This window comes from Brevundimonas sp. FV1ye4L, from assembly GCF_058681255.1.
Window position 1 is genome coordinate 2,017,294 of the sequence record NZ_CM178734.1, and the last position, 26,880, is coordinate 2,044,173.

Consider the following 26,880-nt stretch of genomic DNA (forward strand, 5'->3'; position numbering starts at 1 on the left):
ATGACCCTGCACCCCACGGTGGCCGCGGTCACCGCCCGGATCGTCGAGAAGAGCCGCGCCACCCGCGCCGACTACATCCGTCGCATGGACGCCGCCCGCGACAGCGGGACCGGCCGCGCCAAGCTGTCCTGCGCCAACTGGGCCCACGCCTTCGCCGGCCAGACCATCGCCGACAAACTGACCGCCATGGACGGGTCCAAGCCGAACCTCGGCATCGTCACCGCCTATAACGACATGCTCTCGGCCCACCAGCCGTTCGAGCGCTTCCCCGGCGTGGTCCGCGAGGCGGTGCGTCAGGTCGGCGCCACGGCCCAGGTCGCCGGCGGCACCCCCGCCATGTGCGACGGCGTCACTCAAGGCCGCCCCGGCATGGAGCTGTCGCTGTTCAGCCGCGACGTCATCGCCATGTCCACCGGCGTCGCCCTGACGCATGACGCCTTCGACGCCGCCCTGATGCTGGGCGTCTGCGACAAGATCGTTCCCGGCCTGTTCATGGGCGCCCTGGCCTTCGGCCATCTGCCCGTCGTCTTCGCCCCCGCCGGCCCCATGCCATCGGGCATTCCGAACGCCGAAAAGGCCCGCGTCCGCGCCGAGTACGCCCAGAACAAGGTCGACCGCCAGACCCTGCTGGAAAGCGAGATCGGCTCCTACCACTCGCCCGGCACCTGCACCTTCTACGGCACGGCCAACTCCAACCAGATGATGATGGAGCTGGCGGGCCTGCACATGCCCTCGACCGCCTTCGTCCATCCGGACACCGGCCTGCGCGACGCCCTGACCGCCGCCGCCGCCCAGCGCGCCGTCGAACTGGCCCGCAGCGGCGAATGCCGCATGGCCGACGTCATCGACGAGAAGTCCATCGTCAACGCCATCGTCGCCCTTCTGGCCACCGGCGGCTCGACCAACCACGCCATCCACCTGGTCGCCATGGCCCGGGCGGCGGGCGTGCTGATCGACTGGACCGACATGGACGAGCTGTCGTCCGTCACCCCCCTGCTGGCCCGCGTTTATCCCAACGGTTCGGCCGATGTGAACGCCTTCCAGGCCGCCGGCGGCGTCGCCTTCGTGGCCCGCGAACTGGCCCAGGCCGGTCACATCCACTCGGACGTCACCACCATCATGGGCAAGGGTATCGACGCATACTTCCAGGAGCCGTCGATGGTGGACGGTCAGTTGGTCTGGCGCGACGGGGTCAAGGAAAGCCTGGACCTCGACATCCTGCGCCCCGCCTCCAACCCCTTCGACAAGGAGGGCGGTCTGCGCCTGGTCAAGGGCGACCTGGGCCGCGCGGTCATCAAGGTCTCGGCGGTCAAGCCCGAGAACCGCATCGTCGAGGCCCCCGCCGCCGTCTTCGAAACCCAGGAAGACGCGCTGCAGGCCTTCAAGGACGGCAAGCTGTACCGCGACGTCGTGGTGGTCCTGCGCTTCCAGGGCCCAAAGGCCAACGGCATGCCGGAACTGCACAGCCTGTCGCCCGCCCTGTCGATCATTCAGGACAAGGGGTTCAAGGTCGCCTTCGTCACCGACGGCCGCATGTCGGGCGCCAGCGGCAAGACCCCTGCGGCCATTCACGTATCACCTGAAGCCCTCGCCGGCGGTCCCCTGGCCCATGTGAAGGACGGCGACATCATCCGCCTGGACGCCGAGGCCGGGGTTCTGACCACGGTGGGCGTCGACGGCCTGACCGCCCGCCCCGCCGCCGCCCGCTCCTCCGCCAATGCCGCCGGCTCAGCCTGGGGCTACGGCCGCGAGCTGTTCGGCGCCTTCCGCCACGTCGTCACCACGGCTGAAGAAGGCGCGACTGTCTGCTTCGCCTTCCCCAGCAGCGACCAATCGCATACGGACACGCCTCCCGATCCCAACTTCGTCGACCGGACCGTGGACGCCTGATCCGCCGCACCGACCGCAGGAAACGCCTTATGAATGACAAGACCCTCCTCGTCGGCGACGTCGGCGGCACCAATGCTCGCTTCGCCGTCGCTCGCATGATCGACGGCAAGCCCGTGCTGGACCACCACGAAAGCTTCCCGGCCGAACGCTACCCCACCTTCCTGAAAGGCGTCGCCGCCTTCATCGAGGGCTGCGAGGTCAAGCCGACCGGCGGCGTCATCGCCGTCGCCGGCCCCGTCACCGACGGCGCCATCGACCTGACCAACTCGCCCTGGCAGGTGTCCGAGAGCGAGCTTCAGACCCTGGGTCTGAAGCCGGTCAAGCTGATCAACGATTTCGAGGCCCTGGCCTGGGGCGCGCCCGTGGTGCCGGAGGATCAGCTGGAAAGCCTGGGCGGTCCCGTCGACGGCGATCCCCATTCGACCGTGGCGGTGCTCGGCCCCGGCACCGGCTTCGGCGTTTCGGCCCTGGTCCGCGACGCCCACGGCAAGGAGATGGCCATGCCGTCCGAGGGCGGCCACGCCTGCTTCCCCCCGGGCGATCCGGTCGAGGACGAGATCCTGCGCATCCTGCGCCGCCGCTATGACCGCGTCTCCATCGAACGCCTGATCTGCGGCCCCGGCCTGCTGAACATGCACCGCGCCCTGGCCGAGATCGACGGTCGCGAGACCCATATCGACGACCCGGCCCAGATCACCGAGACGGCGATGAAGGACCCCAACAGCCCCTGCGGCGCCACCCTGGCCCGCTTCTGCGCCATCCTGGGCGCGGTCGCCGGCGACATCGCCCTGACCACCGGTTCGCGCGGGGGCGTCTATATCGCCGGCGGCATCGTTCCGCGCATCCTGCCCTTCATCAAGTCCAGCCCCTTCCGCCAGCGGTTCGAGCGCAAGGGTCGGTTCAAGGACTATATGGCCGAGATTCCGACCAAGGTGATCATGCACAAACATGCGGCCCTGCTGGGCGCCGCCCGCGTCGCCTTCGCCGAAGCCGAGGGCTGAGGCCTCACGAAATATCACGGCGGCGTGAACCCATCCGCCGCCGTGACGTTTCCTCCGCTCCAAAACGGAAGGAAACCCCATGAAAAAGTTCGCCATCGCCGCCGCGTCGCTGTTCGTCCTGTCGGGCGTCGCCGCCTGTGGTGAAAGCGCCGCTGACCGCGCCGCCGAAAGCCGCGCCGACGCCGTCGAGGCCACAGGCGAAGCCCGCGCCGACCAGCTGGAAGCCCAGGCCGACGCCGCCCCGACCGACGCCCAGGAAGACGCCCTGAACCGTCAGGCCGACCAGGTCGAGGAAAACGCCGACCGTCGCGCCGACCAGATCGAACAACAGGGCGGCAACGCCGACCGCGGCATGACCACCAACAACACCCCGACCACCAACTAACCTCGGCGCCTGCCGTGATCCTCGGGGCCGCCCCGAGGATCTCTCCCCCGTTTGCGCTCGAGCGGTTACGCGCCGAAACCGACATTGGGTTTCAGGGTCGATCTAAGTCGGCTTCGCCGACAATTGCAGAAGTCGATTCACGGCCCGTAGCGGACTTTAGACGCCGCTGTCCCTGCCTTCGACTGATCTAATACGTAGGTCGCAGATGCCCGCTGTGGAGTGCAATAACACCAGTCGGTTGGCTGCCTCAGGATCTTCCCAAGTTATTATTTTGAGAATGGTTTGGTCGCTCACGCTCGTGGGCTGACCATGCTCGGCGACAAGGCCATCGACTAGAGTCGTGCACCGCCTGAAGGGCACGTCAAATCGAATGAAGGTCAAACCCTGCGGCCCATAGAAGTACGATGCTTCAAGCCTGATGCTGTAGAGCTCAACATCCCTCACGCTCTGCTTTCGTGCATCGGACAACAACATTCCCCGGCGGACAACTCGAACGCCTGAAACAGCGGCTGAAACCTCTTCTGGCGTCATGCCCCACTCCGCGCCTTCCCATCCGGCCTGGGTTTGCAAGGGGAATGAGTTGAGCATGATCGTCACTGCGGCAAAGGCAAAAACAGATTGCATGGTCGGCTCCATTGCGCGGTTCGGACAATGTTTCAGCGTCAAGCCAACAATGCAACGTCCGCCCCCAACGCCGACAACCGCCCGCTTTCCGATGATGTCCGTTCAATGGCGGCCCCGATGTCAGGGCTTGTGCCGAGGGCCCACGGCGGCTCAATCACCGGGTACGAAAGGGGAGCCGAACCTCACGCCTTCTTAGGCGGCCACGGCACAAAAGCACTCGTCCGCTTCACATAATCCGCATATCCCGGTCGCGACTTATTTATCGCCTTCTCCGTAATCCCGATCCCCGACCAGCGCGTCAGGGTGAAGGTCAGGAAGATCGGCCCCGCGATCGACCACAGGCCGACGCCCGTCTCCGCCGCGATCAGCCACAGCCCCCACCAGACGCAGGCGTCGCCGAAATAGTTCGGATGCCGCGTATAGCGCCACAGGCCGGTATCCAGCACCCGGCCCTTGTTCGCCGGATCGCGCTTGAACGCCGCCAACTGGGCGTCGCCGACGCTTTCGAACACGATCCCGACCACCGCCAGCACCGCCCCGACGCCGGCGATCACGCCCAGGGGCTGAGCCTCCACCTGTCCCAACTGCACCGGCAGCGACGTCAGCCAGGCCAGCACAGCCTGGGGCAGAAACACGAACAACAGCGCCGTCTTGGCGAACGACCAGCCCTTGTTGCGTTCCTGATCCTCGACGAGCTGCACATACCGCCCATCCGCCCCGCTGGCCCTCCAGCGCCGGAACAGGTGCAGGCCCAGCCGCAGCGCCCAGACCGCGCACAGCCCGACGAGCAGCCCCTTTCGCACCGGATCGCCCTCGGCGCGCGGCAGGGTCGCCACCGCCAGCAGCAACATCCCCAGCGGCCAGACCGCATCGATGAAGCTGACGTCCTTCAGCTTCAGGGCGACCAGCCACAAGCCGAGCATCACGGCGACGATCAGGGCCAGGTTCAGTCCCAGCAGGATGAGGATGTCGGTCAGGGTCATGGGCATAGTACGCGCCACATCACACTACGGATCGCGTCGTTACGCAGGCTCAGCCTTCAGCGTCTGTCTCACAGGCCTTCACGATGGCTGGATAGCCAATCGCGATGCTTCATCTTCAGTGAAGCAACCTGACCCGCCTCAGCCAGAAACAGATCAATCCCGCCGTCGTAGGGAGCGAAGATCGAACCGGTCGCCTCCGACATCCAGCGCGTCGGACCGGCTTCGTCTTCAGCGATGGTTGCCAGAAGCGCGTCAAAATAGCCTTCGGTCCATCGGACCGGCCCCGCATGAACTCGCCATACCACCTCGTCGTCATCGTCTTGCGCGAACTCGAAGACGGGCTCGAGACCGAACTGCCGCGTGGCGGCGAACGGATCGTTGACGTCAGCCACATCGACCATTCCGGCAGGCGTCACCCAATGCGTCTGAACCAACCAGCACGGATCCGATTTCAGCACTTCTGCGGCAAGAAGATTCTGGCGTTCCAGGATGATGCGGCGCTCGTCGTCGCTGTCTGCGTATCTCTTCGAATTCGGCAGCGAATGGAAACAAACCCAGTTCGCCGCGCCACTTTCCCTTAGCCTATAGCCGACAGGCCAATGACCATCGTGAAAGCGCGACCAAAGCTGTTGGAACGGGTTCATCCCAAGACCGTAACCAAGTCGCCAACCAACGTCATCAAGCCAACTCCTGCCGCCGTCGCCGCCATCACGGCTCAACCACCGTCAACTCCGGCCAACGGCCACGCGCATTCTCGATGGTCTTGGCCCAGCCCTTGGCCAGCGGCCGGTTCGGGTTCGGCCGGACGACCATGGCGAACACATCCTCCAGCCCGAACGGCGCCGCCACGGTGATCGTGTCGTCCGCCTCCAGCCGCACCCCGACGGCGAAGGTCGGGGCCACGAACCGGCCCAGGGCCTCGTCGGTCGAGTGCAACGGCTCATAGGGCTCGCCGAACCGGTTCTGGAACCACAGGTGCACCCGCGCCTGATTGCGCACCTCGACCTGGCTGCGGAAGGGTTCGTCGAAGGCGGCGGCGACCTGTTTGATCACGACGTCTTCGGCCTCGTACGACAGGTCCGCGCCGTCGAAATAGGCCAGGTCATAGTCCTTGATCCCGTATCCCGACGGCCGCCCCGTCCTGGCGTTCCACACCGCCTGATAGACGGCGCCCGACACCAGCCGCCAGTCGGGCAGGTCCAGCGCCCGCACCGTCCGCAAGACGTGCATCAGGCCGGGATCGGCGCGGACGATTTCGATCAGTCTTTCGGCCGATTTGGGGGTCAGGGCGTCGCTCATCCCCATCCCTTAGCCTCCCGGTCCGTTCAGCGGGAGACGTCGCGCGCCTTCATCCCCAGATGCCGCCCTAGCCCCGCACCGGCCACCCATGATCCAGCGGCCCATGGCCGCCGCCCAGACCCGGCGCCCGCCGGATGGCTTCGCCGACATAGGCCCAGGCTTCCGCCACCGCGACCTCCAGCGGCCGGCCCAGGGCCAGGCCCGCCGCACAGGCGCTCGCCAGGGTGCAGCCGGTGCCGTGGGTGTGGCGGGTGTCGATCCGCTCGGCCTCCAGCACCGTCTCCCCGTCGGCCGTCATCAACAGGTCGATCACCGTCGGCCCGTCCACATGACCGCCCTTCATCAGCACCGCCCGCGCCCCCATGGCCAGCAGGGCCTCGCCCGCCCGCCGCTGGCCGTCGATGTCGCGCACCGCCAGCCCGGTCAGGGCCTCGGCCTCGGGCGCATTGGGGGTCAGAAGCGCCGCGCGCGGGATCATCAGCCGCTTCACCGCCTCCACCGCCGCGTCCGGCAGCAGCGGATGGCCGCCCGTGGCCACCATGACCGGATCGACCACCGCCGGGGCGTCCGCCTCGTCCAACAGGGCCGCCACCGTCTCGACCACCTCGACCGAGCCCAGCATGCCGGTCTTGACCGCATCGGTCCCTATGTCCTCCAGCACCGCCCGCGCCTGGGCCGCGATCAGGTCCAGCGGCAGGGGATGGACGCCGTGAACCCCCAGGGTGTTCTGCACCGTGATCGCCGTGATCGCCGTGGCGGCGAACCCGCCCATCATCGTCACCGCCTTGATGTCGGCCTGGACCCCCGCGCCCCCGCCGCTGTCCGACCCCGCCAGGATCAGGACCCTGCCCCGATGAAGGGTCATGCGTGCGCCCCCGAGAACAGCTTCAGGCCCACGATCCCCGCCACGATCAGCAGGATGCACACCGCCCGCACCGCCGTCGCCGGCTCGCCATAGACGACGATCCCGACCAGGGCCGCGCCCACGGCCCCGATCCCGGTCCAGATCGCATAGGCCGTGCCAATCGGCAGTTTCTGCGTCGCCACCCACAGCAGGACCATGCTGGCCGCCAGCGCGACCAGAACCCCCAGCGACGTCAGCGGCCTTTGCAGGCTGACGTTCTTCAGGCCGGACGCCCACAGCACTTCCAGCAGACCGGCGACGACCAGCGTCACCCACGGATTGATCGACATGACCCAGGACATGCCGACCAGATGGCCCAGTCGGCGCGTCGGGGCAAGCGTGGGGGAGGCAAGCGTGTCACTCCGCCGCCGCCACCGCCGCCTGCAGCTTCAGCGCCTGAACCGTCTCGCGCACATCATGGACCCGCACCATCCGCGCCCCGCGCCGCGCCCCCTCCAGCGCCAGGGCCAGCGAGCCCCCAAGCCGGTCGGTCGCCTCCACCGCCGTCGCATCGACCGCCTGGATCGTCCGCTTGCGGCTGGCCGCGTACAGCACCGGGAACCCCAGCCCGACCAGTTCGCCCAGCCGCGCCGTCAGCGCCATATTGTGCGCCAGCGTCTTGCCGAACCCGATGCCCGGATCCAGCCAGATCCGCTCGCGCGCCACCCCCGCCGCCACCGCTGCCTCGGCGCGCTCGCGCAGATAGGTCACCACCTCGCCCACCACCTCGTCATAGCGGGGATCGGCCTGCATCGTCCGGGGCTCCCCCCTCATGTGCATCAGCACCACCTCGCACCCCAGCTCGGCCGCGACCGCCACACTGTCCGGCGCCTGGCTCAGCGCCGTCACATCGTTCCACATCGTCGCCCCAGCGGCCACGGCGGCACGAGCCACGGCGGGCTTCATCGTGTCCACGCTGATCGCCCCATCCCACCGCGCGCGAACCGCAGCGATCACCGGCGCGACCCGGTCGATCTCCTCAACCTCGCCCACCGGATCGGCCCCCGGCCGGGTGCTCTCGCCCCCGATGTCGAGCACGTCCGCCCCGTCCGCGACCAGCCGCATCGCCTGATCCACCGCAGCCTCGGTAGAGGCCCACCGCCCCCCGTCCGAAAAGCTGTCGGGCGTGACGTTGACGATCCCCATGACCTGAACCGTCATCCCGGCCTCCCGATCAGCCCGCCCAGCGCGTCCAGATAGGCCGCGAAGGCTTTGCGCCCCTCAGGCGTGATCGACACCCGCGTCAGCGGCTTGTTGTTCACGAAGCTCTTGGCCACGGCGACATAGCCGGCCTCCTCCAGCTTCTTGATATGGACCGACAGATTGCCCTGGGTCGCCTCAAGCACCGTCTTCAACTCGGTGAAGTCGGCGGCCTCGGCGTCGGCCAGATAGACCATGATCCCCAGCCGCATGCGGCCGTGGATGACCTCGTCGATCCGCCCCAGGTCGTTCAGCCCCATGGATCAGCCGGCGTCCGCATCGGTGGCGCGCTTCCTCAACGAATCACGGGTGATGATCCAACCCGGCCCCGCAAACAGCAGGAACAGGGCGGCCGTGGCGACATACAGATAGATCAGCGGCTGGCGCACCAGCAGGCCCAGCGCCACCGCCGTGGCCCATCCCCCCAGCGACGCCGCCAGCATCCAGCCCTTCTTCTTCAGGGTCCAGGCCACGTACCAGGCGGCCGACTGAAGGGCGAAGATCATGGCCGGGTAATAGAGCCAGACGGCGAAGTCCTGGTCCCGCGCCGCGCCGAAGCCGAAGACGATGATGATGGCCAGATTGGCCATGCCCGCCCCGCTGAAGGCCGCGTTCAAGGTCCGGGTCACGATGGGGCTGGCCTTCGGCCGCTTGCGATCCTCACGGATGGCCCAGACCATCACCACCAGGAAGGCCACGGTGATCCCGGCGACGAAGGCCAGGCTGACCGGCCCTGGCCAGCGGACGACGCCCAGGGACTGGCCGATGTGGACCAGGCACTGAAGCCCGTACAACAGGCCGCCGGCCAGATACATGACGCCCATGGTCAGGGTCGCGCGCGGATCGCCCCCGCCCTGGACGATCGAACGGAGGAAGGCCAGGTCGGCCTCGGGCGTGCTGCGGGACATGTCGATCATCGATGATTCCTCTGCGGCGGGCGCGTCCCTCGGATGGACGCGGCGGCCGGGGTTGGCAAGCTATTCGGCGGGTGACAGGGCGGGCGCGGGGCTGCGCCGCCATGGAACCCGGCGGCCGTTCAGCCAGCGGCCCATGAAGCTGTGCCGGATCAGCAGTTCATAGCTGACGACCGAGACGGCCAGCACCCCGCCGACCACCACCCCCAGCTTGACCGGCCACGGCAGGGCCCAATCTTGGACCAGCACCTGGCCCGCCATCACTAGCGGCAGATGGACGATGTAGATCCAGTATGAGGCGTCGGCGAGATAACGCCGCGTGCGGCTGTGTCCCCCGAAGAACCGCAGCGCCAGGGCCACGGCCGCAAAGACCGAGGCATAGGTTGCGACCCCGAACGCCGCCGCCGTCATCGCCTTCGTTGTCGAATCGGTCATCGGGACCAGATGCGGGTCCGGCCCGCCCGCCAACATCAGGGCCGTGGTTCCGGCTCCCATCGCCAATCCCAGATAGGCCGGCCACCAGGCCTGTATGCGGGCCAACAGGTCGCGCCGACGATCCAGCAAGGCGCCGAAGCCGAAGGCCAGGCCGAACCCCACCAAAGCCGGCGTATTCGGGATCAGTCCCGCATCCGGCGTCGGCACGCCGAAGAAGGCGATCCAGTTCGGCTGGAACCACAGGGCCACCGCGAGCGGCGCCCCCAGCACAAACGGCCCCCACGGACCTATCAGGCCGGCCGTCATCCTATCGACGACGCGCCCCCAGGCGCCGCTCCGGTCCAGCACGGCGAAGGGCGCTCTTAGAAGCAGCAGGGCGACATAGAAGATCAGCAGCGCCCACAGGAACCACAGGTGGGTCAGCGGAATATTGGTCCAGTCGTATTCCGGCGTCGGCGGCGCATCGGCGGCCGTCATTCCTTGCAGGCCCGCGTTCCAGATCAGCACCACGACAATGGCCGTCAGCACCAGGCCCCAGAAGACCGCCAGCGGCGCAGCGATCCGCACCAGGCGGTTCTTCACGAACCCCCATACCCCGACTCGCCCCAGCATCATGTGCGCGAACAGCCCCGCGATCAGGAAGAAGGTCGTCATCCGGAACAGGTGGGTGACGAAGAACAGCCCGCTGGCCCACACCGACCGCTGGTCGTCGCCGACGATCCAGATCTGGGTCGGAAAGAAGGACATGGAGCCATGAAGCACCAGGCCCAACAGCAGGGCGCCGCCCCTCAAGGCGTCGAGGCCGTGCAGGCGCTCGGACCGGTCAATATCGGTCGTCATCGTAAAACCCTCCCAAGGTCGATGATTGCGATATCTCACAGACTTGTTTGAATTGCAAACTTGTTCACAAGCAATCTTCTATCGTTGTCTCAGGATTTGCGCCCAAAATGACGGAAAGAGCGGGAGGACGAATGGGGCACAGCGGCTCGCCCATCGAGCGGCCACGAAAAAGCCCGCCGGAGATCTCCCCGGCGGGCTCGTTCTCGTTCAGACCTCGGCCTCGGGTCAGTGCACCGTCGGCACGCTGGTCGCGGCCGGAGCGGCGACCGGGATCTCGACCGTGGTTCCGTCCGAGACCGGCGTCACCGGCACCGAGACCGAAGGGCCGGCGTTGGGGAAGTTGTTCTCGTCGCGGTTCGGGGCGACGCCCTTCTCCAGCAGGTCCTTGATCTCTTCGCCCGACAGGGTCTCGTATTCCAGCAGGGCCTGCGACAGCTTCTCGTGATGATCAGCCTTGTCGGTCAGGATCTTGCGGGCCTCGTCCCAACCCGAGGCGACCAGACGACGGACTTCCTCGTCGATGGTGCGGGCCGTCTCTTCCGAGACGTTCTGGCTGCGGGCGACCGAGTGGCCCAGGAAGACCTCTTCCTGGTTGTCGCCATAGGCCACCGTGCCCAGCTTCTCGGAGAAGCCCCAGCGCGTGACCATGGCCCGGGCCAGCTTGGTCGCCTGTTCGATGTCCGACGACGCGCCCGAGGTGATGTTCTCCTTGCCGAAGATCAGCTCCTCAGCCACTCGACCGCCGGCCATGATGGCGATCCGGTCGATCATCTGCTGGTATTTCATCGAATAGCGGTCGCCTTCCGGCAGTTGCATCACCATGCCCAGGGCGCGGCCGCGCGGGACGATGGTCGCCTTGTGCACCGGGTCCGCCATCTTGACGTTCATGGCGACGATGGCGTGACCGGCTTCGTGATAGGCGGTCAGGCGCTTTTCTTCCTCGTTCATCGCCATCGAGCGACGCTCCGCCCCCATCAGCACCTTGTCCTTGGCGTCTTCGAAGTCGCGGTGCGTGACCATGCGACGGTCCTTGCGGGCCGCCGTCAGGGCCGCCTCATTGACCAGATTGGCCAGGTCGGCGCCCGAGAAGCCGGGCGTGCCGCGCGCGATGGTCTTGGTGTTCACGTCGGCGGCCAGGGGCACGTCCTTCATGTGCACGCGCAAGATACGCTCACGTCCAGAAACATCCGGATTCGGCACCACCACCTGGCGGTCGAAACGGCCGGGACGCAGCAGGGCCGGGTCCAGCACGTCGGGACGGTTGGTGGCGGCGATCAGGATGATGTTCTCGGAGGCCTCGAAGCCGTCCATCTCGACCAGCAGCTGGTTCAGCGTCTGTTCGCGCTCGTCATTGCCGCCGCCCAGGCCGGCGCCGCGATGGCGACCGACGGCGTCGATCTCATCAATGAAGATGATGCAGGGCGCGTTCTTCTTGCCCTGTTCGAACATGTCGCGCACGCGGCTGGCGCCGACGCCGACGAACATCTCGACGAAGTCCGAGCCCGAGATCGAGAAGAAGGGCACGCCGGCTTCACCCGCCACAGCACGGGCCAGAAGCGTCTTGCCGGTGCCGGGAGGGCCGACCAGCAGGGCGCCCTTGGGGATCTTGCCGCCCAGGCGCTGGAACTTGCCCGGATCCTTCAGGAAGTCGACGACCTCCTGCAGTTCGTCCTTGGCCTCGTCCACACCGGCGACGTCGTCGAAGGTCTTGCGGCCCTTGTGCTCGGTCAGCAGCTTGGCCTTGGACTTGCCGAAGCCCATGGCGCCGCGCGCCCCGCCCTGCATCTGGCGCATGAAGAAGATCCACACCCCGACCAGAAGCGCGATGGGCAGAATCCCCATCAGCAGGCTCATCCAGATCGACTGGCGCGTGGTCTTGGCGTCCACATTGACGCCGGCGGCCAGCATGGAATTGACCAGCTGCTCATTCGGATAAGGGGTGGTGGCGGTGAAGCGTCCGTCGTTCTTGTAGACGCCGGTCACCTGGTCGCCGCGCACGGTGGCTTCCTTGATGTCGCCGGCCTCGACCCGCTGCACCAGCTGGGAATAGGTGATGGTTTCGGGCCGGGCGGCGCCGGGGCCCTGGGCCGCCATGCCGGTCATGGCTCCGCCTTGCGAGACGGCGGCGTAGGCCGCTAGCAGGGCCAGGATGATGACGCCCGTGATCGCCAGATTACGCAGGTTCATTGAGGTCCTCGGTCGTCCGCCGGCTCCGATTGGATCGACGGTCTGGATTGTCTGTCTCGGAAAATAGGCGCTTCCACGGCGTTACGCCATGGCGGCGCATTCAGATCGTCTTCATGCGTCGTTTCGTCCAGCGCCAGACTGAGCCTTTCGGAGACCAGTTCGCGCCTTTCGACCTGCGGACTTGCAAGAACTGGTCCCGCTTCTGCGTCCCGGATCAGGACCGGAAACGCGCCACGCGTCGCGACCGGAAGCGCGCCGATCAGGGTCCGATCGGCCGCCGACAGGGCCGACAGACGCCCCCGCGCCGGAACCACGGACCAGCCCGGCGTCCGCGCCAAGAAGGCGAACCGGCCGTCCCAGACCGCTTCAACGCCGGCTTCCAGAACCAGCGACCCTGGCGGACGACGGACAAGCTCTCCGGCCTCGCGCATCAGAACCACAGTCGCGCCGTTCGCTTCGATCCGAGCCCCGCACAGGGTGGCCTCAAAGTCTTCCCCCGCCCCCAGTCGTTGCATCAGTCGCGCCAGCCGATCTCCCCGCGGCGGCGTCGCCCCGCCGCCGACACAGACCAGAGCGGCCGCCAGCGATCTGGCGCCGACGTCGCGCGCGACCCACGCGGCCCCCTCAGCCGTGACCGAAACTCCAATGTGAGAACCGCCGTCGTTTGTTCCCGCCGCCCCGCCGCCATGGCCAATATCCGGCGCCGTTCCCGCCAGCGCGCGCCGCGCCCGGCTACGGCCAAAACGCGGGTCGGTGTTGCCAGGGTCTTCGATCCACTCGGCCCCCTCAGCCGCCAGCCAGGTCCGCAAGATTTCGCGCCGCTCGCCCAGCAGGGGCCGCAGCAGCATCAGGCCTCGCCCCTCAGGCCAGACCGGCGACGGCGACCATTCCCGTACCCTCCCCAGGGTCGAACCCTCGGCCCGCATCAGGTCAGCCTCGGCGACGTCGTCGGCCGTATGGGCGAACAGGACGACCCGCGCGCCGGCCGCGCGCGCCGCCGCCGCGATCAGCCGGTGCCGCGCCCCGCGCGCCGCCGCCGTCAGACCCGTCGTCGGCTTTTCACCATCCCAGGCCAGCGCCCGCCAATCGGCGCCTACAGCGCGCGCCGAAGCGCCGGCGAACCGGGTCCAATCCGCGCTTGAGGGGTTCAGTCCATGATCGACCGTCAGGGCCAACAGGGGTCGCCCGCGGTCGCCCGCCCAGGCGGCCGCCAGCCTCAACAAGGAGATTGAATCGCCGCCGCCGGACAGGGCGAGAGCGACGGGGCGGTCGTCATCCCGCCTCAGCCGCCGATCCAGCCCAGCAAAGACCCGGGCCGTCAGACCCGCGTCATTTGCAGCGCCAGCGGGCGTTAGCTGCACCCGTTGGCGGTCTTCATCTGGGCCGCGCGGGCCTTCTGGGGGTCGGAGGCGGCAGGCGCGTAGCGGCGCGTGAACTCGCCCAGCGCCGCGCAGCCCTGGGTCTTGCGATCAGTGGCGAACAGGGCGTCGGCCAGTTTCAGCGTGGTGTCGGCGGCCCAGCCGATGCGCGGCCAGTCCTTCAGGGCGGCGGCGTAGAAGGGCACGGCCCCCGCCTTGTCGTTGGACGAGACGCGGATGTCGCCGAGGCGCGAATTGGCCTCGCGCGCCTGGGGCGTATCGGGCCAGGTGACGACCAGGGTCTCGAGCGCCCGCGCGCCGCGCGGCCGGTCGCTGCCCATCAGGCGCACAGCGGCGGCCAGATCCTGAACCGCGTCGCCGGTCGGCGAATTGGCTTCGATGGGGGCGTTCAGCTCAGCCGCCGTCTCCAGCTTCTCGATCCGCGCTTCTGCGTCCAGCAGTCGGGCGCGCAGAGCGGCGCTGTCGCGCTGGGCCTCGTCCAGTTGGAAGGTCAGCCGCTCGTTGTCGCCGTTGATCCGACGCACCGTGGCTTCCAGATCCCCAAGTCGCTGGTTCATCAAGCCGAACTGGCTCTGCAGCGTGACCACCTCCGGATCCGGCTCGACCAGCACCGGCTCGCCCGCAGCATTGCGCTGCGTCAGCGCCCGCTCCAGCCGGCGGACATTGCGGTCCAGCTGCTCGAGGCGACGTTTGTCCCATTCGATCGGCTGCATGATATTGGGCGCCGCCTGCTGGGCGACAGCGCCCCCGGCGATCAGGACCAGACCGACGGCGGTGGCGGCGAAGGCGCGGGAGCGCATGAACGAGAGCTTGAGCATCATGGGTCGCTAGGTTCCACCGATTTGGGGCCGCCGCAAGGCGCAGTCAGTGCCCGAGGCCCAGATAGAGGATCGACATGATGAACAGAACCACCACGATGTTGCAGAAGAACAGCAGCAAGATCGTCCGCCAAAGCGTCGAAAAGATCGACAGGCTGTAGGCCCCTTTCAGTTGGGCGAAGACATGGACGGGCATGGCCAGCAATCCGAGCCCGCTGACCCATGCGCCCAGGGTGCTGTTGATCGTCCCGGCCAGCACCATGGCCATCAGCAGCAGGGCCATGAAGGTCAACGAGTATAGGACGAACACCCCGTGATCATACAGGGTGAAGCCTCGTCGCCAAAGGAACAGAAGCGCCAGGAAGGGGATCGAGAAGGGCACAAGCAGGAAAGCGAACTTGTACATCGTCTGTTGCAGCTTATAGACCGCCAGGTCCGGATTCTGCAGCTTCTTCAACACCGTCGCGCCGAAGCCGTGATCGTTTTCTTCGGCCTCCTTGCCCATGACCTTCAGCTTGGTCGAGCCGCCTGACGCCTTGTCGCCCGACGCGATATCCTTGATGCTGGCCTGCCAGCTGCCCGGCTTCAGGCCGTCGGCGCGGCCTTCGCGCTGCTCGGTCTCCAGCCGCGCCAGTTCGGCCTGTTTTTGGGTCACCAGCGCCTGAGCGCCGTCTACGCCGATACGAGCCATGCCGGACGGGTCTGTCGCCGCCTCGGCCCGTACCTCGGCCAGGGCCTGTTCGGCCTCGGCCAACTCCTGCCGCTGCGCCTGGATGTCGTCGGCCAGCACCGCCGGCGCCGCGTACTGCGGCATGAAGCTCAGCGCGAAGAACATGACGAAAAGGGTGAACAGGAAGATCGCCAACGGCGACACGTACCGCGTCCGCTTGCCCTGGACCCATTCCCGCGTCAGCCGACCGGGATTGAAGGCCAGCAGCGGCAGGGTCCGCCAGACGCGGGCGTCGAAGTGCATGACGCCATGAAGCAGTTCCTCGCCCAGGTGCAGCAGGGTGCGGTGAACGTGGGTGGGCTGACCGCAATTGGAGCAGAAATTGCCGCTGGTCGGCGCGCCGCAGTCGGAGCAGAGCCCTTGTCCGGCCTCCCCCGCATGACCCGTCGGCTTTTCGATCGCACCCGCGACCAATCCTCCGGTGATCGCGCCACCGGCCCCTTCGATATCCACGCGCCTATCCCCCGGCAGAGCCTGGGTTCACTTAGCGGACGCCGGGGGCAAAAGAAAAGAGGCGCCGGACTGCGCCGACGCCTCTCATCATTCCAGTGCCTGGCGACCGTCGTCCTTAGCGCGGAGCGCCCGAAACGATGGCGGTGTGGGCGTTGCGGTTGCGCGCCCAGCTGTCCTCGCTCGAGCCCTCGGCGATCGGGCGCTCCTTGCCGTAGCTGATGGTGTCGATACGGCCGGCCGGAACTCCGCGATTGATCAGATAGGTGCGCACGGCCTCGGCGCGGCGGGCGCCCAGAGCCAGGTTGTACTCGCGGGTGCCGCGTTCGTCGGCGTTGCCTTCGATACGGACCGTGACCTGCGGATAGCGCGCCAGCCACTGGGCCTGAGCGTCCAGGCGCGGCATGGCTTCGGGACGGACGTCATAGGAGTCCAGGTCAAAATAGATCCGGTCGCCGACGTTGACGACGAAGTCCTGTTCGGAGCCCGGCGCGGCGGCGCCCATGTTGCCACCCGAGACCGGGCCGGTCGGCGCAGTCGGATAGGCGGGCCCGGTCGTCGGGGCGGTCGGCTGGGTCGGCACCGCGCCTTCGACCGGCTTGCGGGCGCAGGCGGCCATGGCGGCGACGGCGCAACCGACCATGGCCAGGGTGATGATGCGTGAAGTCTTCATTGGGTCGTCTCCTGAAACGGTCTTGTTGAGGACGGCGGCCTCAAGCTTGGCCTTATCTTCTGCCTCGGGCGGATTTGGGGCGCCAGATCGATAACACACTGTTGAGCGCGAAGCTCCCGATCGTCGAACAGCGTCAGGCCGGGCAACTGTCCGCCCCCTGCCCCATGCCGATGTTGGCCGGGGGCGCATCCAGCAACGGCGACCAGGCGGGGTCCGTACCGCGGCCGTTATAGCCCGCCTGGGCCACGACACGCCCCGACAGGTCCACGGTCCACAGCCGGGTGTCGCCACCGCGCGTCTGGCGGGCGAACATCACATAGCGGCCGTTGGGGGCCCAATTCGGCCCTTCCTCGAAATAGCTGGACGACAGGATACGCTCGCCCGAACCGTCGGCGTTCATCACCCCGGTCGAGAACCGGCCGCCGCCCTGTTTGGTGAAGGCGATCAGATTGCCGGTCGGGCTCCAGGACGGGGCCGTATAGACCCCGCCGCCGCGCGAGATCGGCCGCTGGCCCGAGCCGTCGGCCCGCATCACATAAAGGCGCGCCGTGCCCGACCGGTCCGAGTTGAACACGATCTGGCTGCCGTCCGGGCTGAAGGAAGGCGAAGTGTCGATGCCCGGATCCGAGGTCAGGCGCGACAGCTGCCGGCTGCGCAGGTCCATCACATAGATGTCGGTGTTGCCGCCGCGGATAATGGAAAAGGCGATCTTGTTGCCGTCGTTCGAGAAGCGCGGGGCCAGCACCTGGCCGTCGAACTCGCCCAGGCTTTCGGTGCGGCCGGTCGTCAGGTTGCGCAGATAGATCCGGCTGTAGTCCTTGCCCAGGGCCACATAGGTGATCTCGTCCGGCTGCGAGATCGAGAAGCGCGGCGACATGATCACCTCGTCGCCCTGGGTCAGATAGGTGGGGTTGAACCCGTCCTGGTCGGCGATGGTCAGGCGGTTGATCCGGTTCAGCTGCGTCCCTTCTTCGGAGACGAACAGGACGCGGGAATCGAAGAAGCCGGCCTCGCCGGTCATCCGCTGATAGATGACGTCCGAGATCTTGTGCGCGATCCGGCGCCACTGCTCCTGGGTGGCGGTAAACTGATAGCTGACCAACTGGCACTGGCGGTAGGGATCATACAGGCGGAAGCCGACGTCCAGCCGGTTGTCCGCGCGCGGCGTCACCGCCCCGTACAGCACCGCCTGGGCCCCGATCTGGGTCCACTGCGGGAAGTTGGGCGCGTTCGCCAGGGTCAGCCCCGTCTCAATGAAGCCGGCCGGATCCAGCGGTTCGAAGAAGCCCGAACGCCGCAGATTGCCGCTGACCACATTGGAGATGTCCGCGCCGTGATCTCCGGTGAAGGGGACGATGGCGATCTGGAGGGGTTTGAGCACGCCGTCATCGACGACGACATCCTGCATCGGCGCGCCTTGGGAGCCCGATTGAGCGTGAACCGGGCTGTGCATCATCGGCGCGGCCAGGACCGCGACGGCGGCCGAGGCCAGAAGTAGGTTCAGACGCATATATTTGCTCCCAGGCTTGGAAAGACAGTCTCGTCCTTATCGCTGGACGTTGTGACAATCGCCAGCTTCACGGCGATTGGGGCGACATTCGGTCGAGTTGGATACCCGTCACGGAATGTTTAGCGACTTCCGCACTTTCGCGCAGTTTCAAACCGGAAGGGCACTTCCTGAGCCTGGAAGCCGGTGGGTACGTCAAAGGGCGCTGCCGCGCGCAGCGCGCGAAGCATGGCGTCGGAGGCGGCCCGCCAAGTCGCATCATTGCGCGGCTGTTCCAGGCGTGGCGAACCGACGATCTGCCCATCAGAAGTCAGGCGCACCGTCACCCGAATGGTCATGGCGTCCATACCCGGAAGATCGCAGTTCAGGTTCCAGTGGGGATTCACCTGCCCCGCCAACGCAGCAAGTTGCGGCCCGGTTGCACGACTGGCCGTTCCCGACCCCTGCTGGCCCGTCGCCGGCCGCCCGCGTTGGTTGGTGTTGCGCGTCGGTCCCGCCAAGGCGTCCAGGTCCAGGCTGGGCTCATCCCGCTTTGGCGCGGGCCGCGCGGGGGGCGGCGGGGTCGGACGGGGCGGGGTGGGTCGAGCCTTCTCCGGCCTCGGCGGGGCGGGCCGGGGCGGCGTGGGTCGCGGCGTCGGCGTCGGACGTGGGGTCGGACGCGGCGGCGCAGGCGTGGGGGGCGGCGGCGGCGGCGTCGGCTGCGGGACCGGCGGCGTCGGCTCCTCCGGCGCGCTGACCGGGGCGGTGGCGGCGTCGTCGGGCGAGGGTTCCGGCTGCGGATTGTCGGCGGCCGCAGCCTCGATCACCGTCTCCGAGACGATGGACACCGGCACCGAATTCACCAACGGCTTGGGCTCGTCCGCCTTGTGTGAAAACGAAACGAAGGCGAGCGCGACCACACCCGCGTGCAGGGCGATGGATCCCAGAATGGCAGGGCTGGGACGACGCAAGCGATCAGGCCTCCGGCGCCGTGTCGGTTATCAGGTTCAGCTTGGTGAAGCCCGAAGCCGACAGCCGCGCCATCACCCGCGCCACCGCCTGATAGGGCGCACGCCCGTCGGCCCGCACGAAGACCGGACGCTCGGACGCCTTGTCCGATCCGCCGGCCTCGGTCAGCAGACGCACGGCCAGGTCATTGAACGCGGTCTCGCTCTCGCCGATGAAGATGGCGCCCTGCTGGTCGATGCTGACCGACAGGGGTTCGTTGTCGGTATCGACCGCGCTGGCCTCGGTCTTGGGCAGTTCGACCGGCACGCCCACAGTCAGAAGCGGCGCCGAGATCATGAAGATGATCAACAGCACCAGCATCACGTCCACCAGGGGCGTGACGTTGATCTCGGTCAAGGGGCCTCTGCGTCCCCGCCGCCCGCGACGCGACCCGCCGCCGCTCGCACCGCCGCCCAGCGCCATGGCTCAGACGCTCCGCTTCAGATTGAGGCCCGAGGTCGGGGCGGGGGGCGGGGGCGTGGCCGAGTTGCCCAGACGCCGCGCCACCGCCGCCTGAAGGTCGTCGGCGAAGGCTTCCAGCCGGCCGGTGAACTTGCCCGCGTCGATCGAGAACTTGTTGTAGGCGATATAGGCCGGGATGGCCGCCGCCAGGCCGATGGCCGTGGCGAACAGGGCCTCGGCGATGGCCGGCGCCACAGTGGTCAGATTGGTGTTGCCCGCCGCCGCGATGCGGCCGAACGCGTTCATGATGCCCCAGACCGTGCCGAACAGGCCGATGAAGGGCGAGGCGGTCGCCACGACCGACAGCACGCCCAGACCATTCTCGATCCGCTGGCCTTCACGCGAGATCAGGCTGTTCAGCGCCCGGTCGATCCGGGTCATCAGCAGGTCGCCTTGATGGTCGTTCAACAGCCCCTTCTGACGCGCCTCGCGCCAGTCGGACAGGGCGATGACCAGCATGCGCGGCAGGGCGTGTTCCGGCGCCGGCCCGGCCTGGGTCGCCACATCTTCCAGCGACCGGCCGGACTGAACCGCCTTTTCGAACTCGTCCGCCTGTTTGTTCAGCGCGAAGAACCGGAAGGCCTTGTCGATGATGATGGTCCAGGACCAGAGCGAGGCCAGCGCCAGGCCGATCATCACCCCCTGCACCACCCAGTCGGCTTCCACGAACAGTTTGACGGGGTTCATCATCGAGGCGTCGACGGGCGTAGTCATTCAGGCGCTCCGGGCGGAATCGGGTGCGGGGTTGGAAAAAACAGGCGACGCCCCTCTTCGACCGAGCGGGCGTGACCATTGTGTGGCGAGGGCGGCTTCTAGCGGGCCAGAGGGCGCCCGTCACCTGACAGGCGCGTCATCCGGATCACTCGGACGTCGGCCTCCGGTTCGGATCGACCGCGACGGAAACCGGCGCGCCGACGCTGATGATCACGCCCTCGTGGCCTTCCTTGGCGATGGAATAGGTGGCGGCGTCGCGGACCAGCTGTTCCTCGCAGGCCCGGTCGCCGGGTCGGCCCAGGGCCTCGCAGCCGCGCTTGGCCGCGTCGGTCCAGCCCAGCACCCGGCGCGTCGCCGCCTCGGCTCGCTTGATCGCCGCTTCATCCTCAGCGGCCGCCTGAGCGATCAGGGCCTGACGCGCGCCCTGCTGGTATTGCAGCTCGGCCTGGCCCGCCATCTTGCGTTCCCAGACCTTGTAATAGGGGCAGCCGGCCAGGCCGCCGCCGATCACCAGGACCAGCAGCAGGAAGCTCACGATGACCGCGCTGGCGGTGATTCCCTGATTTTCCATGATCTAACCTCCCCCGAGTTCGTCCGATCCTAATCGGCGCCGGCGCCTTTCGCCAGCCACGGCGTGACCTTCTCGACCAACCCCTTCGACGGTCGACGCGGGCGTCCGTCCAGATGGATGCAGACGGCCGTGACCTCGGCCCGGCACAGCACCTCTCCGGCCCGTTCCACGCTCTGGCGGATGATCAGCCGCACCCCCTTCACCTGCTCATAGACAGTGCGCACCACCAGGGCGTCATCGATCCGCGCCGGCTTCAGGTAGCGGATATTCAGTTCGGACACGACGAAGGCCAAAGGCTCATCCTGTTCCAGCAGATCGGCGTGGCCGACGCCGATGGCCCGCAGGAAGTCCGACCGCCCCCGTTCGAAATAGCGGACATAGTTGGCGTGATAGACCAGACCGGTGAAATCCGTGTCCTCGTAATAGACGCGCACCGGCAACAGGTGGTCGCGTCCGTCGAAACGGCCGGCTGTGGGCAGATCGGTCATGGCCCCAGTCTAGCGCGTCGGCGGAGTGGTCAGGAAGCCCGGGCAATAGCGTTCGCGCATTTCGCGGAACTCCATCGGCAGGGGATCGTCGCTGAACAGGATGCGGTTGGGCAGGGAGACGAAACCGACCGCCGGACCGCCGCGCCGGCGCCCGACATAGCCGCAGGCCGCGCGTTTCTCGCCAAGCTCCGAATATCGCAGCTCTGCGCTGCTCCCGAGTTGCTCGTCGATCTGACGCGCCACACGCGGCATGGGCGCTTCCGGCGGCGTTGCGCGCGGCCCCTGAGCCATGGCCCACAGTCCGGCGGCGACGGCGGCGCAGCCGACGACCGCGACCGCCAGGCCCGCGCGGCGCAACGCCGTCGCTTTGCGGGAGGTCGGGACGGCGTCGGATCGAACGGTCATGGCGCGCTCCGCTTGGGCGGCGATTCAACGACACGCGCCGGGACTTGGCAAGCCTCAGTCGAACAGGTCGCCCGGCACGGGACCGGCGGCGGGCGGGGGCGGCGCACTCAGGCCCAGGTGGGCGTAGGCCTTGGCGCAGGCCATGCGGCCGCGCGGGGTGCGCATGATGAAGCCCTGTTGCAGCAGATAGGGTTCGATCACGTCCTCGACCGCGTCGCGCGCCTCGGCGATGGCGGCCGCCAGGGTGTCCATTCCCACCGGCCCGCCGCCGTAGTTTTCGATCAGGGCCTTCAGGAAACGGCGGTCCAGACTGTCCAGCCCGGCCTCATCCACCTCCAGCCGCGCCAGAGCCTTGGCCGCGACCAGTTTCGAAATGGTCTCGGCGCCGTCCGCCGAGGCGAAGTCGCGCACCCGGCGCAGCAGCCGACCGGCGATCCGGGGCGTGCCGCGCGCCCGCGACGCGATCTCGCGCGCCCCGGCCTCGTCGATGGCCGCGCCCATCTTGCGCGCTGTGCCCCGCACCACGGCCGTCAGTTCGTCGGGCGTGTAGAACTCCAGCCTCAGGGGAATGCCGAACCGGTCCCGCAGCGGCGTGGCCAGCAGGCCCGCCCGGGTCGTCGCCCCCACCAGGGTGAAGGGCGCCAGGTCGATCCGCACCGAACGCGCCGAAGGCCCCTCGCCGATGATCAGGTCCAGCACATGGTCCTCCATGGCCGGGTACAGGATCTCCTCGACATTAGGGCTCAGCCGGTGGATCTCGTCGATGAACAGGACGTCGCGCGGCTCCAGATTGGTCAGGATCGCCGCCAGATCCCCCGCCTTGGCCAGGATCGGCCCGGATGTGGCCCGGAACCCCACCCCCAGCTCGCGCGCCACGATCTGCGCCAAAGTCGTCTTGCCCAGTCCCGGCGGCCCGAACAGCAGCACATGGTCCAGCGCCTCGGCCCGGCCCCGCGCGGCGTCGATGAAGACCTTAAGATTGCCCTTGGCCTGCGACTGCCCGACGAACTCGGACAGGGTCTGGGGCCGCAGGGCGCGGTCGAAGGCTTCGCCGGGCCCGGCGTCGGCGGAGATAATGCGGTCGTCAGTCATGTCTTCGCCCGAGGATCACCGCCCCAACTCCTGCAGGGCCGCGCGGATCACCGCCGGCAGTTCCGCCTCGTCGCCCAGCCGGATCAGGGCCTGATCCACCGCCCGGCGTGCGTTGACCTCAGCCACGCCCAGGCCCAGCAGGGCCGACACCGCCTCGCCGGTCAGGGATGGCGGGGGCGGCGCGATCTCGACATGGACGCCCGGCGCTGTGGGCGCAAAACTGACATCGCCCAGCGGTTTGCCCTTCAGCTCGGTGACGATCCGCAGCGCCAGCTTGGGGCCCACGCCATTGGCCCGCGCTACCGCCGCCTTATCCTCGCGCGCCACGGCCCCCGCCAGTTCGCCCGGCGGCAGCACGTCCAGCACCGCCAGCGCCGCCTTCGGCCCCACGCCCTGGATGGCCAGCAGGGTGGTGAAGGCCCGCCGCTCGTCGCGCGTCAGAAATCCGTACAGGCGCGGCCCCGCGTCCTCGCTCCACTGCGAATGGACATGGACCGTGGCCTCGTCGCCCGGCGCCGGCAGCCGTCCCAGGGTCCGAGCCCCGCACGACACGACATAGCCCACCCCGGCGCAGTCGATCAGGCAGTCCGCCTCACCGACCTCGGCCAGCACGCCTCTCAATCGCCCGATCACGCCGCCCCCCGGTGCATGGCTTCCAACAAGGACCGTTTCCTCAGCTGCGCATGGGTGACCGCCACGGCCAGGGCGTCGGCGGCGTCGGCCTTCACGTCCCCCGCTGTCGGCAACAGCCGCTTGATCATGAAGGCGATCTGGCTCTTGTCCGCATGGCCCGCCCCGACCACGGCCTTCTTGATCAGATTGGGCGAATATTCCGCGACCGCCAGGCCCAGCTTGGCCGGGGCCAGCATCACCGCCGCCCGCGCATGGCCCAGTTTCAGGGTCGAGGACGGGTTCACATTGACGAACACCTCCTCCACCGCCGCCTCCTCGCAGCCGTGGTCGGCGCAGATCGTCCCCAGGGCCTCGAACAGGAACAGCAGGCGTTCGGAAAAGGGCGCAGCCTCAGGCGGGGCCACCACCCCGTGCGCCACCCATCGCAGGCGCGCGCCGTCCGAGACGATCACCCCCCAGCCGGTGCGTCGCAGACCCGGGTCCAGCCCGATGATTCTGACAGGTTCGTTCGCCATCCGTTCCCCTCATGCCGCAAAGAGGGTTATCGGGCAATGAACGGTTTCAGTCGTCGCGCGGATCGAGACGATACGAGGTCACGCCGGGTACGGCGCTGAGTTGCTCCGCCAGGCGTTGCAGGTCCGCCTCGCTCGCCGCCTTCAGCCGCCAGGTGCGCCGCGCTCGCCCATCCTGCATCATTTCGAACCGGCCGGGACGCACCTCGGCGTCCAGCGACCGCAGAGCGGCCTGGACAGCCGCCTCCGGCGAGGGGTCGCGTCGCTCCCAGCAGATGGCGGCGTCGATCACCGTCCGGCCCGGCAGACGCCGATCAATCAGTCTCAGTCCGCCCAGGATCAGCGCCGTCGTCGCCGCGCCCAAGGCGCCCAGTCCATACAGACCCGCCCCGAACAGCAGACCAACGGCCGAGGTGATCCACAGCGACGCCGCCGTCGTCAGGCCATGAACGGAAAAACCGGTGCGGAAGATCACCCCGGCGCACAGAAACCCGATGCCCGTCAGCACGCCGTGCGCCATCCGGGTCGGGTCCGTGGTGATGTTCTCATTTGGCAGAGCGCGGAACGCCCAGTCGGCCTGAGACAGGGCGGCCAGCATCAGCAGGGCCGAGGCCAGGCTGACCAGGATATGGGTTCGGAACCCCGCCGCCCGCCCGCGCCACTCCCGCTCAAGCCCGATGACCCCGCCAGCGACGACAGCGCCGACGATCGGCAAGATCGCACCTTCGAGACTACCCAGATCCATCCGCTCTCAACGACGCCTGAACCCGAGCGTTCCGCCGGCTGGCGCTCAGCCGTGGGCCTCGACATAGGCCTCGGGGTCCTTGTTGACCGGCCTTACCCCCGTGATGTGCTCGGCTTCGAAGGCGGCGAACTTCACCGCCAGGGCGTGGCGCGTGGCCACGTCCGCGTTCAGGCGGAAGTCGGTCAGGCCCTGCCGCTCCTCCTCGCCCATATGTTTGGAGTTGACCACATTGGCCTCGCCCACAGCCGCGAACCAGCCGGGGCTGCCGACCTCATGCGTCTCAACGGCCTTGACCGCGTCGCGCAGCTTGTTGTGATCTTCGATGGCGTCCTCGGTCTCGCCCTCGACCGTGCCGTCTTCAGCGTCGTTGGCCCCCTCGCCCAGTTTCATCAGGTCGGGATAGAAGAACCGCTCCTCGGCCTCGGCGTGGACGTCCAGAAAGGCCGACAGCCTCAGCCAGACCGCGCTCAGCGCCTCGACGTCCTTCGGCTCGATCTGTTCGATGATCGAGAACAGTCGGCGCTGTTCGGCGTGGTCGTCGAGGATCAGCTGGGTGATATCCATAGGCGGTCGTCTCTGCGACCCGGACATCATCCGCCCCGGCGGCCAGGGCGGCCGCCGGGGTTCGGCGGGTCTCGCGGTCCCCGCCTAAATCCCGGTCAACGGCGCAGGTTCCGCCCCCCGACTATGATCAGCCGACGATGGCCTGCAGTTGGGCGGCGGCGTCGGCTATGGTGGCGCGACCGCCACGGCCGCGACGGGCGGCGTCCAGGGCGGCGGCGGACATGGCGCCCTCGGCGCGGGCGCTTTCCAGGTCCTCGCGCAGGGCGCTGATCTGTTGGGTCAGGGCCTGAACGCGGGCCTCGTGCTCGTCCTGGGCGGCGGTCAACTTGGCCTGCAGCTTGGCGGTGCGTTCTTCGGCGCGGGCGATGGCCTTGTCGTGGGCCATGGCCGCCTTGGTCAGGGCCTCGGCGCGGTCGACGGCGGCGACGCGGGCCACTTCCATCGAGGCCTGGCGCTGACGCGATTCCTCGGTCTCGATCTCCAGGGTACGGACCCGTTCCACGGCGCGATCCAGCGCGACCTGAAGCGTGTCGGCCCGCCGTTCGACGGCGTGGGCGCCGGTCTGCAACTCGTTCAGGCGCGACGCCTGTTCGCTGTTCAGCACTTCCAGCCCATTGGCGCGCGCCGTGGCGGTGTCCAGTCGGGCGGTAAGGGCGGCGATCTCGGCGCGGGCCGATTCGACCTGGGTTTCCAGCGATCGGATGGCCCGGGCGGCCTCGGCCTGTTCGGAGGCGGCGCGGGCGCGTTCGGTGGCCAGCTGGCCTTCGCCGGCGGCGGCGGTGCGGGCCAGACCCGCGACCTCGGCGCCGACCTCGTCGATCCGGCGGCGCAGGGCGGTGTTTTCTTCCAGCACAAGGGCCAGGTCGCGCTGCACCTGACTGCGCGTCTTGTCGGATTCGGCGCGACCGGCCTCGGTCTGCTTCAGCTGATTGCGCAGGGCGTCCTGATCCTGCTCCAGCTCGCGGATCCGTTGAGCTGAGGCGCGTTCGGTCGTCTCAAGCCCCTCCAACCGCGTCGCGGCCTGGGCCAGTTCGCTGCGCAGACGCCCCAGATCGACCCGGGCTTCCTGCAAATTGTTCGTCGCCTCGCCGCCGCGCGCCGCCAGATCGTCGGCCTTGGCCTCGGACTCGGCCAGGGCGTCCGACAGTTTGCGGACCTCGGCGTTCAACGCGCCGACCTGCTTCATCGTCGCCGCATTGGCGTTGCGCAGATTGATCAGCTCGATGTGGTTGTCGCGCCGCGATTTGAACTCGGCGTCCAGCGGCTCGCGCAGCTGACCCAGCAGGCTTTCGAACGTCCCGAACCGCTGCGCCATTTCCGACAGCTGATCCAGACTGTCCTGGATCGTCTCGAACCGTTCGCCGATCAGGCCGGCGACATCCTGTTCCGCCGCACGGTCCAGAGCAACCGGCGCGTCCTTGTTCTGGTCGCCTTTACCGCCCCGCGACAGCACCCTGTCGATCCTGGTCAGTTTCATGATTGTGCCCG

General features: G+C 68.0%; 31 protein-coding genes. 3 read left to right on the forward strand and 28 right to left on the reverse strand.

All coding sequences use genetic code 11. The features are described 5' to 3' along the window. The 3 genes from edd (at window position 1) to ACW17X_RS09715 (ending at window position 3,276) form a co-directional block, all read left to right on the forward strand. Window positions 1-1,890, forward strand: a complete 1,890-nt coding sequence (gene edd, locus ACW17X_RS09705) for a phosphogluconate dehydratase (RefSeq protein WP_492096965.1) — start codon at window positions 1-3, stop codon at window positions 1,888-1,890. 29 nt (window positions 1,891-1,919) lie between these two features. Then, window positions 1,920-2,891 (forward strand): glucokinase, encoded by a 972-nt coding sequence (glk, locus tag ACW17X_RS09710; protein ID WP_492096966.1) that lies wholly within the window; start codon window positions 1,920-1,922, stop codon window positions 2,889-2,891. A 79-nt stretch (window positions 2,892-2,970) separates the two neighbouring features. Continuing rightward, window positions 2,971-3,276: a hypothetical protein gene (locus ACW17X_RS09715; protein ID WP_492096967.1), complete on the forward strand. Its 306-nt coding sequence runs from the start codon at window positions 2,971-2,973 to the stop codon at window positions 3,274-3,276. Between the two features lie 156 nt (window positions 3,277-3,432). On the opposite strand, the gene ACW17X_RS09720 is transcribed toward ACW17X_RS09715, so the two are convergent. From ACW17X_RS09720 to ACW17X_RS09855, 28 genes are all read right to left on the reverse strand, one after another. Continuing rightward, on the reverse strand, window positions 3,433-3,900 hold the full coding sequence (locus ACW17X_RS09720) for a hypothetical protein (protein ID WP_492096968.1): 468 nt from the start codon (window positions 3,898-3,900) through the stop codon (window positions 3,433-3,435). A 182-nt stretch (window positions 3,901-4,082) separates the two neighbouring features. After that, complete coding sequence (locus ACW17X_RS09725; protein ID WP_492096969.1) at window positions 4,083-4,889, reverse strand: DUF1295 domain-containing protein; 807 nt, start codon at window positions 4,887-4,889, stop codon at window positions 4,083-4,085. 62 nt (window positions 4,890-4,951) lie between these two features. Further along, the gene (locus tag ACW17X_RS09730; RefSeq protein WP_492096970.1) at window positions 4,952-5,602 is read right to left on the reverse strand and encodes a DUF3885 domain-containing protein; all 651 of its coding nucleotides are present in this window, start codon (window positions 5,600-5,602) and stop codon (window positions 4,952-4,954) included. Then, entirely contained in the window at window positions 5,592-6,182 is a 591-nt protein-coding gene (locus ACW17X_RS09735) for a nucleotidyltransferase family protein (RefSeq protein ID WP_492096971.1), read from the reverse strand. Before ACW17X_RS09735 ends, ACW17X_RS09730 begins: the two co-directional genes overlap by 11 nt. Window positions 6,183-6,249: 67 nt before the next feature. Beyond that, window positions 6,250-7,047: a bifunctional hydroxymethylpyrimidine kinase/phosphomethylpyrimidine kinase gene (thiD, locus tag ACW17X_RS09740; protein WP_492096972.1), complete on the reverse strand. Its 798-nt coding sequence runs from the start codon at window positions 7,045-7,047 to the stop codon at window positions 6,250-6,252. Further along, on the reverse strand, window positions 7,044-7,388 hold the full coding sequence (locus ACW17X_RS09745; RefSeq protein ID WP_271164696.1) for a DMT family transporter: 345 nt from the start codon (window positions 7,386-7,388) through the stop codon (window positions 7,044-7,046). Before ACW17X_RS09745 ends, thiD begins: the two co-directional genes overlap by 4 nt. Window positions 7,389-7,443: 55 nt before the next feature. Further along, entirely contained in the window at window positions 7,444-8,247 is an 804-nt protein-coding gene (folP, locus tag ACW17X_RS09750) for a dihydropteroate synthase (RefSeq protein WP_492096973.1), read from the reverse strand. Then, window positions 8,244-8,546, reverse strand: a complete 303-nt coding sequence (locus tag ACW17X_RS09755) for a winged helix-turn-helix domain-containing protein (protein ID WP_267514652.1) — start codon at window positions 8,544-8,546, stop codon at window positions 8,244-8,246. The genes folP and ACW17X_RS09755 overlap by 4 nt, the downstream gene beginning before the upstream one ends. Window positions 8,547-8,549: 3 nt before the next feature. Then, window positions 8,550-9,203, reverse strand: a complete 654-nt coding sequence (locus ACW17X_RS09760) for a hypothetical protein (RefSeq protein WP_492096974.1) — start codon at window positions 9,201-9,203, stop codon at window positions 8,550-8,552. 60 nt (window positions 9,204-9,263) lie between these two features. Continuing rightward, on the reverse strand, window positions 9,264-10,475 hold the full coding sequence (locus ACW17X_RS09765; RefSeq protein ID WP_492096975.1) for an acyltransferase family protein: 1,212 nt from the start codon (window positions 10,473-10,475) through the stop codon (window positions 9,264-9,266). A 225-nt stretch (window positions 10,476-10,700) separates the two neighbouring features. Then, entirely contained in the window at window positions 10,701-12,662 is a 1,962-nt protein-coding gene (gene ftsH / locus ACW17X_RS09770) for an ATP-dependent zinc metalloprotease FtsH (protein ID WP_492096976.1), read from the reverse strand. Then, the gene (tilS, locus tag ACW17X_RS09775) at window positions 12,659-14,023 is read right to left on the reverse strand and encodes a tRNA lysidine(34) synthetase TilS (protein WP_492096977.1); all 1,365 of its coding nucleotides are present in this window, start codon (window positions 14,021-14,023) and stop codon (window positions 12,659-12,661) included. Before tilS ends, ftsH begins: the two co-directional genes overlap by 4 nt. Next, on the reverse strand, window positions 14,014-14,841 hold the full coding sequence (locus tag ACW17X_RS09780; RefSeq protein WP_492096978.1) for a tol-pal system protein: 828 nt from the start codon (window positions 14,839-14,841) through the stop codon (window positions 14,014-14,016). The genes tilS and ACW17X_RS09780 overlap by 10 nt, the downstream gene beginning before the upstream one ends. Before the next feature lie 64 nt (window positions 14,842-14,905). Next, complete coding sequence (locus ACW17X_RS09785; protein WP_492096979.1) at window positions 14,906-16,042, reverse strand: DUF3667 domain-containing protein; 1,137 nt, start codon at window positions 16,040-16,042, stop codon at window positions 14,906-14,908. 115 nt (window positions 16,043-16,157) lie between these two features. Continuing rightward, window positions 16,158-16,712, reverse strand: coding sequence for a peptidoglycan-associated lipoprotein Pal (gene pal / locus ACW17X_RS09790; RefSeq protein WP_492096980.1), 555 nt, complete (start codon window positions 16,710-16,712; stop codon window positions 16,158-16,160). A gap of 133 nt (window positions 16,713-16,845) precedes the next feature. Beyond that, window positions 16,846-18,222: a Tol-Pal system beta propeller repeat protein TolB gene (gene tolB / locus ACW17X_RS09795; RefSeq protein WP_492096981.1), complete on the reverse strand. Its 1,377-nt coding sequence runs from the start codon at window positions 18,220-18,222 to the stop codon at window positions 16,846-16,848. A gap of 119 nt (window positions 18,223-18,341) precedes the next feature. Further along, complete coding sequence (locus tag ACW17X_RS09800) at window positions 18,342-19,169, reverse strand: hypothetical protein (protein ID WP_492096982.1); 828 nt, start codon at window positions 19,167-19,169, stop codon at window positions 18,342-18,344. Window positions 19,170-19,173: 4 nt separating this feature from the next. Continuing rightward, window positions 19,174-19,629, reverse strand: a complete 456-nt coding sequence (locus ACW17X_RS09805; protein ID WP_492096983.1) for an ExbD/TolR family protein — start codon at window positions 19,627-19,629, stop codon at window positions 19,174-19,176. A 3-nt stretch (window positions 19,630-19,632) separates the two neighbouring features. Continuing rightward, a complete protein-coding gene (gene tolQ, locus ACW17X_RS09810; protein ID WP_492096984.1) occupies window positions 19,633-20,382 on the reverse strand; it encodes a protein TolQ in 750 nt (249 codons plus the stop codon). A gap of 145 nt (window positions 20,383-20,527) precedes the next feature. Beyond that, window positions 20,528-20,953, reverse strand: a complete 426-nt coding sequence (locus ACW17X_RS09815) for a hypothetical protein (RefSeq protein WP_492096985.1) — start codon at window positions 20,951-20,953, stop codon at window positions 20,528-20,530. A gap of 29 nt (window positions 20,954-20,982) precedes the next feature. Next, window positions 20,983-21,441, reverse strand: a complete 459-nt coding sequence (gene ybgC, locus ACW17X_RS09820) for a tol-pal system-associated acyl-CoA thioesterase (RefSeq protein WP_492096986.1) — start codon at window positions 21,439-21,441, stop codon at window positions 20,983-20,985. Between the two features lie 9 nt (window positions 21,442-21,450). Then, window positions 21,451-21,846 carry a hypothetical protein gene (locus tag ACW17X_RS09825; protein ID WP_492088141.1) on the reverse strand — a complete coding sequence of 132 codons (396 nt, stop codon included), beginning with the start codon at window positions 21,844-21,846 and terminating at the stop codon, window positions 21,451-21,453. A 54-nt stretch (window positions 21,847-21,900) separates the two neighbouring features. Further along, on the reverse strand, window positions 21,901-22,938 hold the full coding sequence (gene ruvB, locus ACW17X_RS09830) for a Holliday junction branch migration DNA helicase RuvB (RefSeq protein ID WP_492096987.1): 1,038 nt from the start codon (window positions 22,936-22,938) through the stop codon (window positions 21,901-21,903). Window positions 22,939-22,953: 15 nt separating this feature from the next. Beyond that, window positions 22,954-23,571, reverse strand: coding sequence for a Holliday junction branch migration protein RuvA (gene ruvA / locus ACW17X_RS09835; protein ID WP_008261054.1), 618 nt, complete (start codon window positions 23,569-23,571; stop codon window positions 22,954-22,956). Next, on the reverse strand, window positions 23,568-24,086 hold the full coding sequence (gene ruvC / locus ACW17X_RS09840) for a crossover junction endodeoxyribonuclease RuvC (protein ID WP_008259243.1): 519 nt from the start codon (window positions 24,084-24,086) through the stop codon (window positions 23,568-23,570). The genes ruvA and ruvC overlap by 4 nt, the downstream gene beginning before the upstream one ends. 46 nt (window positions 24,087-24,132) lie before the next feature. Then, window positions 24,133-24,828 (reverse strand): MgtC/SapB family protein, encoded by a 696-nt coding sequence (locus ACW17X_RS09845; RefSeq protein ID WP_492096988.1) that lies wholly within the window; start codon window positions 24,826-24,828, stop codon window positions 24,133-24,135. 45 nt (window positions 24,829-24,873) lie between these two features. Continuing rightward, window positions 24,874-25,392, reverse strand: a complete 519-nt coding sequence (locus tag ACW17X_RS09850; protein WP_492096989.1) for a hemerythrin domain-containing protein — start codon at window positions 25,390-25,392, stop codon at window positions 24,874-24,876. Window positions 25,393-25,519: 127 nt separating this feature from the next. Next, window positions 25,520-26,869: a hypothetical protein gene (locus ACW17X_RS09855; RefSeq protein WP_492096990.1), complete on the reverse strand. Its 1,350-nt coding sequence runs from the start codon at window positions 26,867-26,869 to the stop codon at window positions 25,520-25,522. Between the last annotated feature and the right edge of the window lie 11 nt (window positions 26,870-26,880).

Coding starts and splice junctions, on each gene's coding strand:
- edd (WP_492096965.1), top strand. CDS start 1: ATGACCCTGCACCCCACGGTGGCCGCGGTCACCGCCCGGATCGTCGAG.
- glk (WP_492096966.1), top strand. CDS start 1,920: ATGAATGACAAGACCCTCCTCGTCGGCGACGTCGGCGGCACCAATGCT.
- ACW17X_RS09715 (WP_492096967.1), top strand. CDS start 2,971: ATGAAAAAGTTCGCCATCGCCGCCGCGTCGCTGTTCGTCCTGTCGGGC.
- ACW17X_RS09720 (WP_492096968.1), bottom strand. CDS start 3,900: ATGCAATCTGTTTTTGCCTTTGCCGCAGTGACGATCATGCTCAACTCA.
- ACW17X_RS09725 (WP_492096969.1), bottom strand. CDS start 4,889: ATGCCCATGACCCTGACCGACATCCTCATCCTGCTGGGACTGAACCTG.
- ACW17X_RS09735 (WP_492096971.1), bottom strand. CDS start 6,182: ATGAGCGACGCCCTGACCCCCAAATCGGCCGAAAGACTGATCGAAATC.
- thiD (WP_492096972.1), bottom strand. CDS start 7,047: ATGACCCTTCATCGGGGCAGGGTCCTGATCCTGGCGGGGTCGGACAGC.
- ACW17X_RS09745 (WP_271164696.1), bottom strand. CDS start 7,388: ATGTCCTGGGTCATGTCGATCAATCCGTGGGTGACGCTGGTCGTCGCC.
- folP (WP_492096973.1), bottom strand. CDS start 8,247: ATGACGGTTCAGGTCATGGGGATCGTCAACGTCACGCCCGACAGCTTT.
- ACW17X_RS09755 (WP_267514652.1), bottom strand. CDS start 8,546: ATGGGGCTGAACGACCTGGGGCGGATCGACGAGGTCATCCACGGCCGC.
- ACW17X_RS09760 (WP_492096974.1), bottom strand. CDS start 9,203: ATGATCGACATGTCCCGCAGCACGCCCGAGGCCGACCTGGCCTTCCTC.
- ACW17X_RS09765 (WP_492096975.1), bottom strand. CDS start 10,475: ATGACGACCGATATTGACCGGTCCGAGCGCCTGCACGGCCTCGACGCC.
- ftsH (WP_492096976.1), bottom strand. CDS start 12,662: ATGAACCTGCGTAATCTGGCGATCACGGGCGTCATCATCCTGGCCCTG.
- ACW17X_RS09780 (WP_492096978.1), bottom strand. CDS start 14,841: ATGCGCTCCCGCGCCTTCGCCGCCACCGCCGTCGGTCTGGTCCTGATC.
- pal (WP_492096980.1), bottom strand. CDS start 16,712: ATGAAGACTTCACGCATCATCACCCTGGCCATGGTCGGTTGCGCCGTC.
- tolB (WP_492096981.1), bottom strand. CDS start 18,222: ATGCGTCTGAACCTACTTCTGGCCTCGGCCGCCGTCGCGGTCCTGGCC.
- ACW17X_RS09805 (WP_492096983.1), bottom strand. CDS start 19,629: ATGGCGCTGGGCGGCGGTGCGAGCGGCGGCGGGTCGCGTCGCGGGCGG.
- tolQ (WP_492096984.1), bottom strand. CDS start 20,382: ATGACTACGCCCGTCGACGCCTCGATGATGAACCCCGTCAAACTGTTC.
- ACW17X_RS09815 (WP_492096985.1), bottom strand. CDS start 20,953: ATGGAAAATCAGGGAATCACCGCCAGCGCGGTCATCGTGAGCTTCCTG.
- ybgC (WP_492096986.1), bottom strand. CDS start 21,441: ATGACCGATCTGCCCACAGCCGGCCGTTTCGACGGACGCGACCACCTG.
- ACW17X_RS09825 (WP_492088141.1), bottom strand. CDS start 21,846: ATGACCGTTCGATCCGACGCCGTCCCGACCTCCCGCAAAGCGACGGCG.
- ruvB (WP_492096987.1), bottom strand. CDS start 22,938: ATGACTGACGACCGCATTATCTCCGCCGACGCCGGGCCCGGCGAAGCC.
- ruvC (WP_008259243.1), bottom strand. CDS start 24,086: ATGGCGAACGAACCTGTCAGAATCATCGGGCTGGACCCGGGTCTGCGA.
- ACW17X_RS09845 (WP_492096988.1), bottom strand. CDS start 24,828: ATGGATCTGGGTAGTCTCGAAGGTGCGATCTTGCCGATCGTCGGCGCT.
- ACW17X_RS09850 (WP_492096989.1), bottom strand. CDS start 25,392: ATGGATATCACCCAGCTGATCCTCGACGACCACGCCGAACAGCGCCGA.
- ACW17X_RS09855 (WP_492096990.1), bottom strand. CDS start 26,869: ATGAAACTGACCAGGATCGACAGGGTGCTGTCGCGGGGCGGTAAAGGC.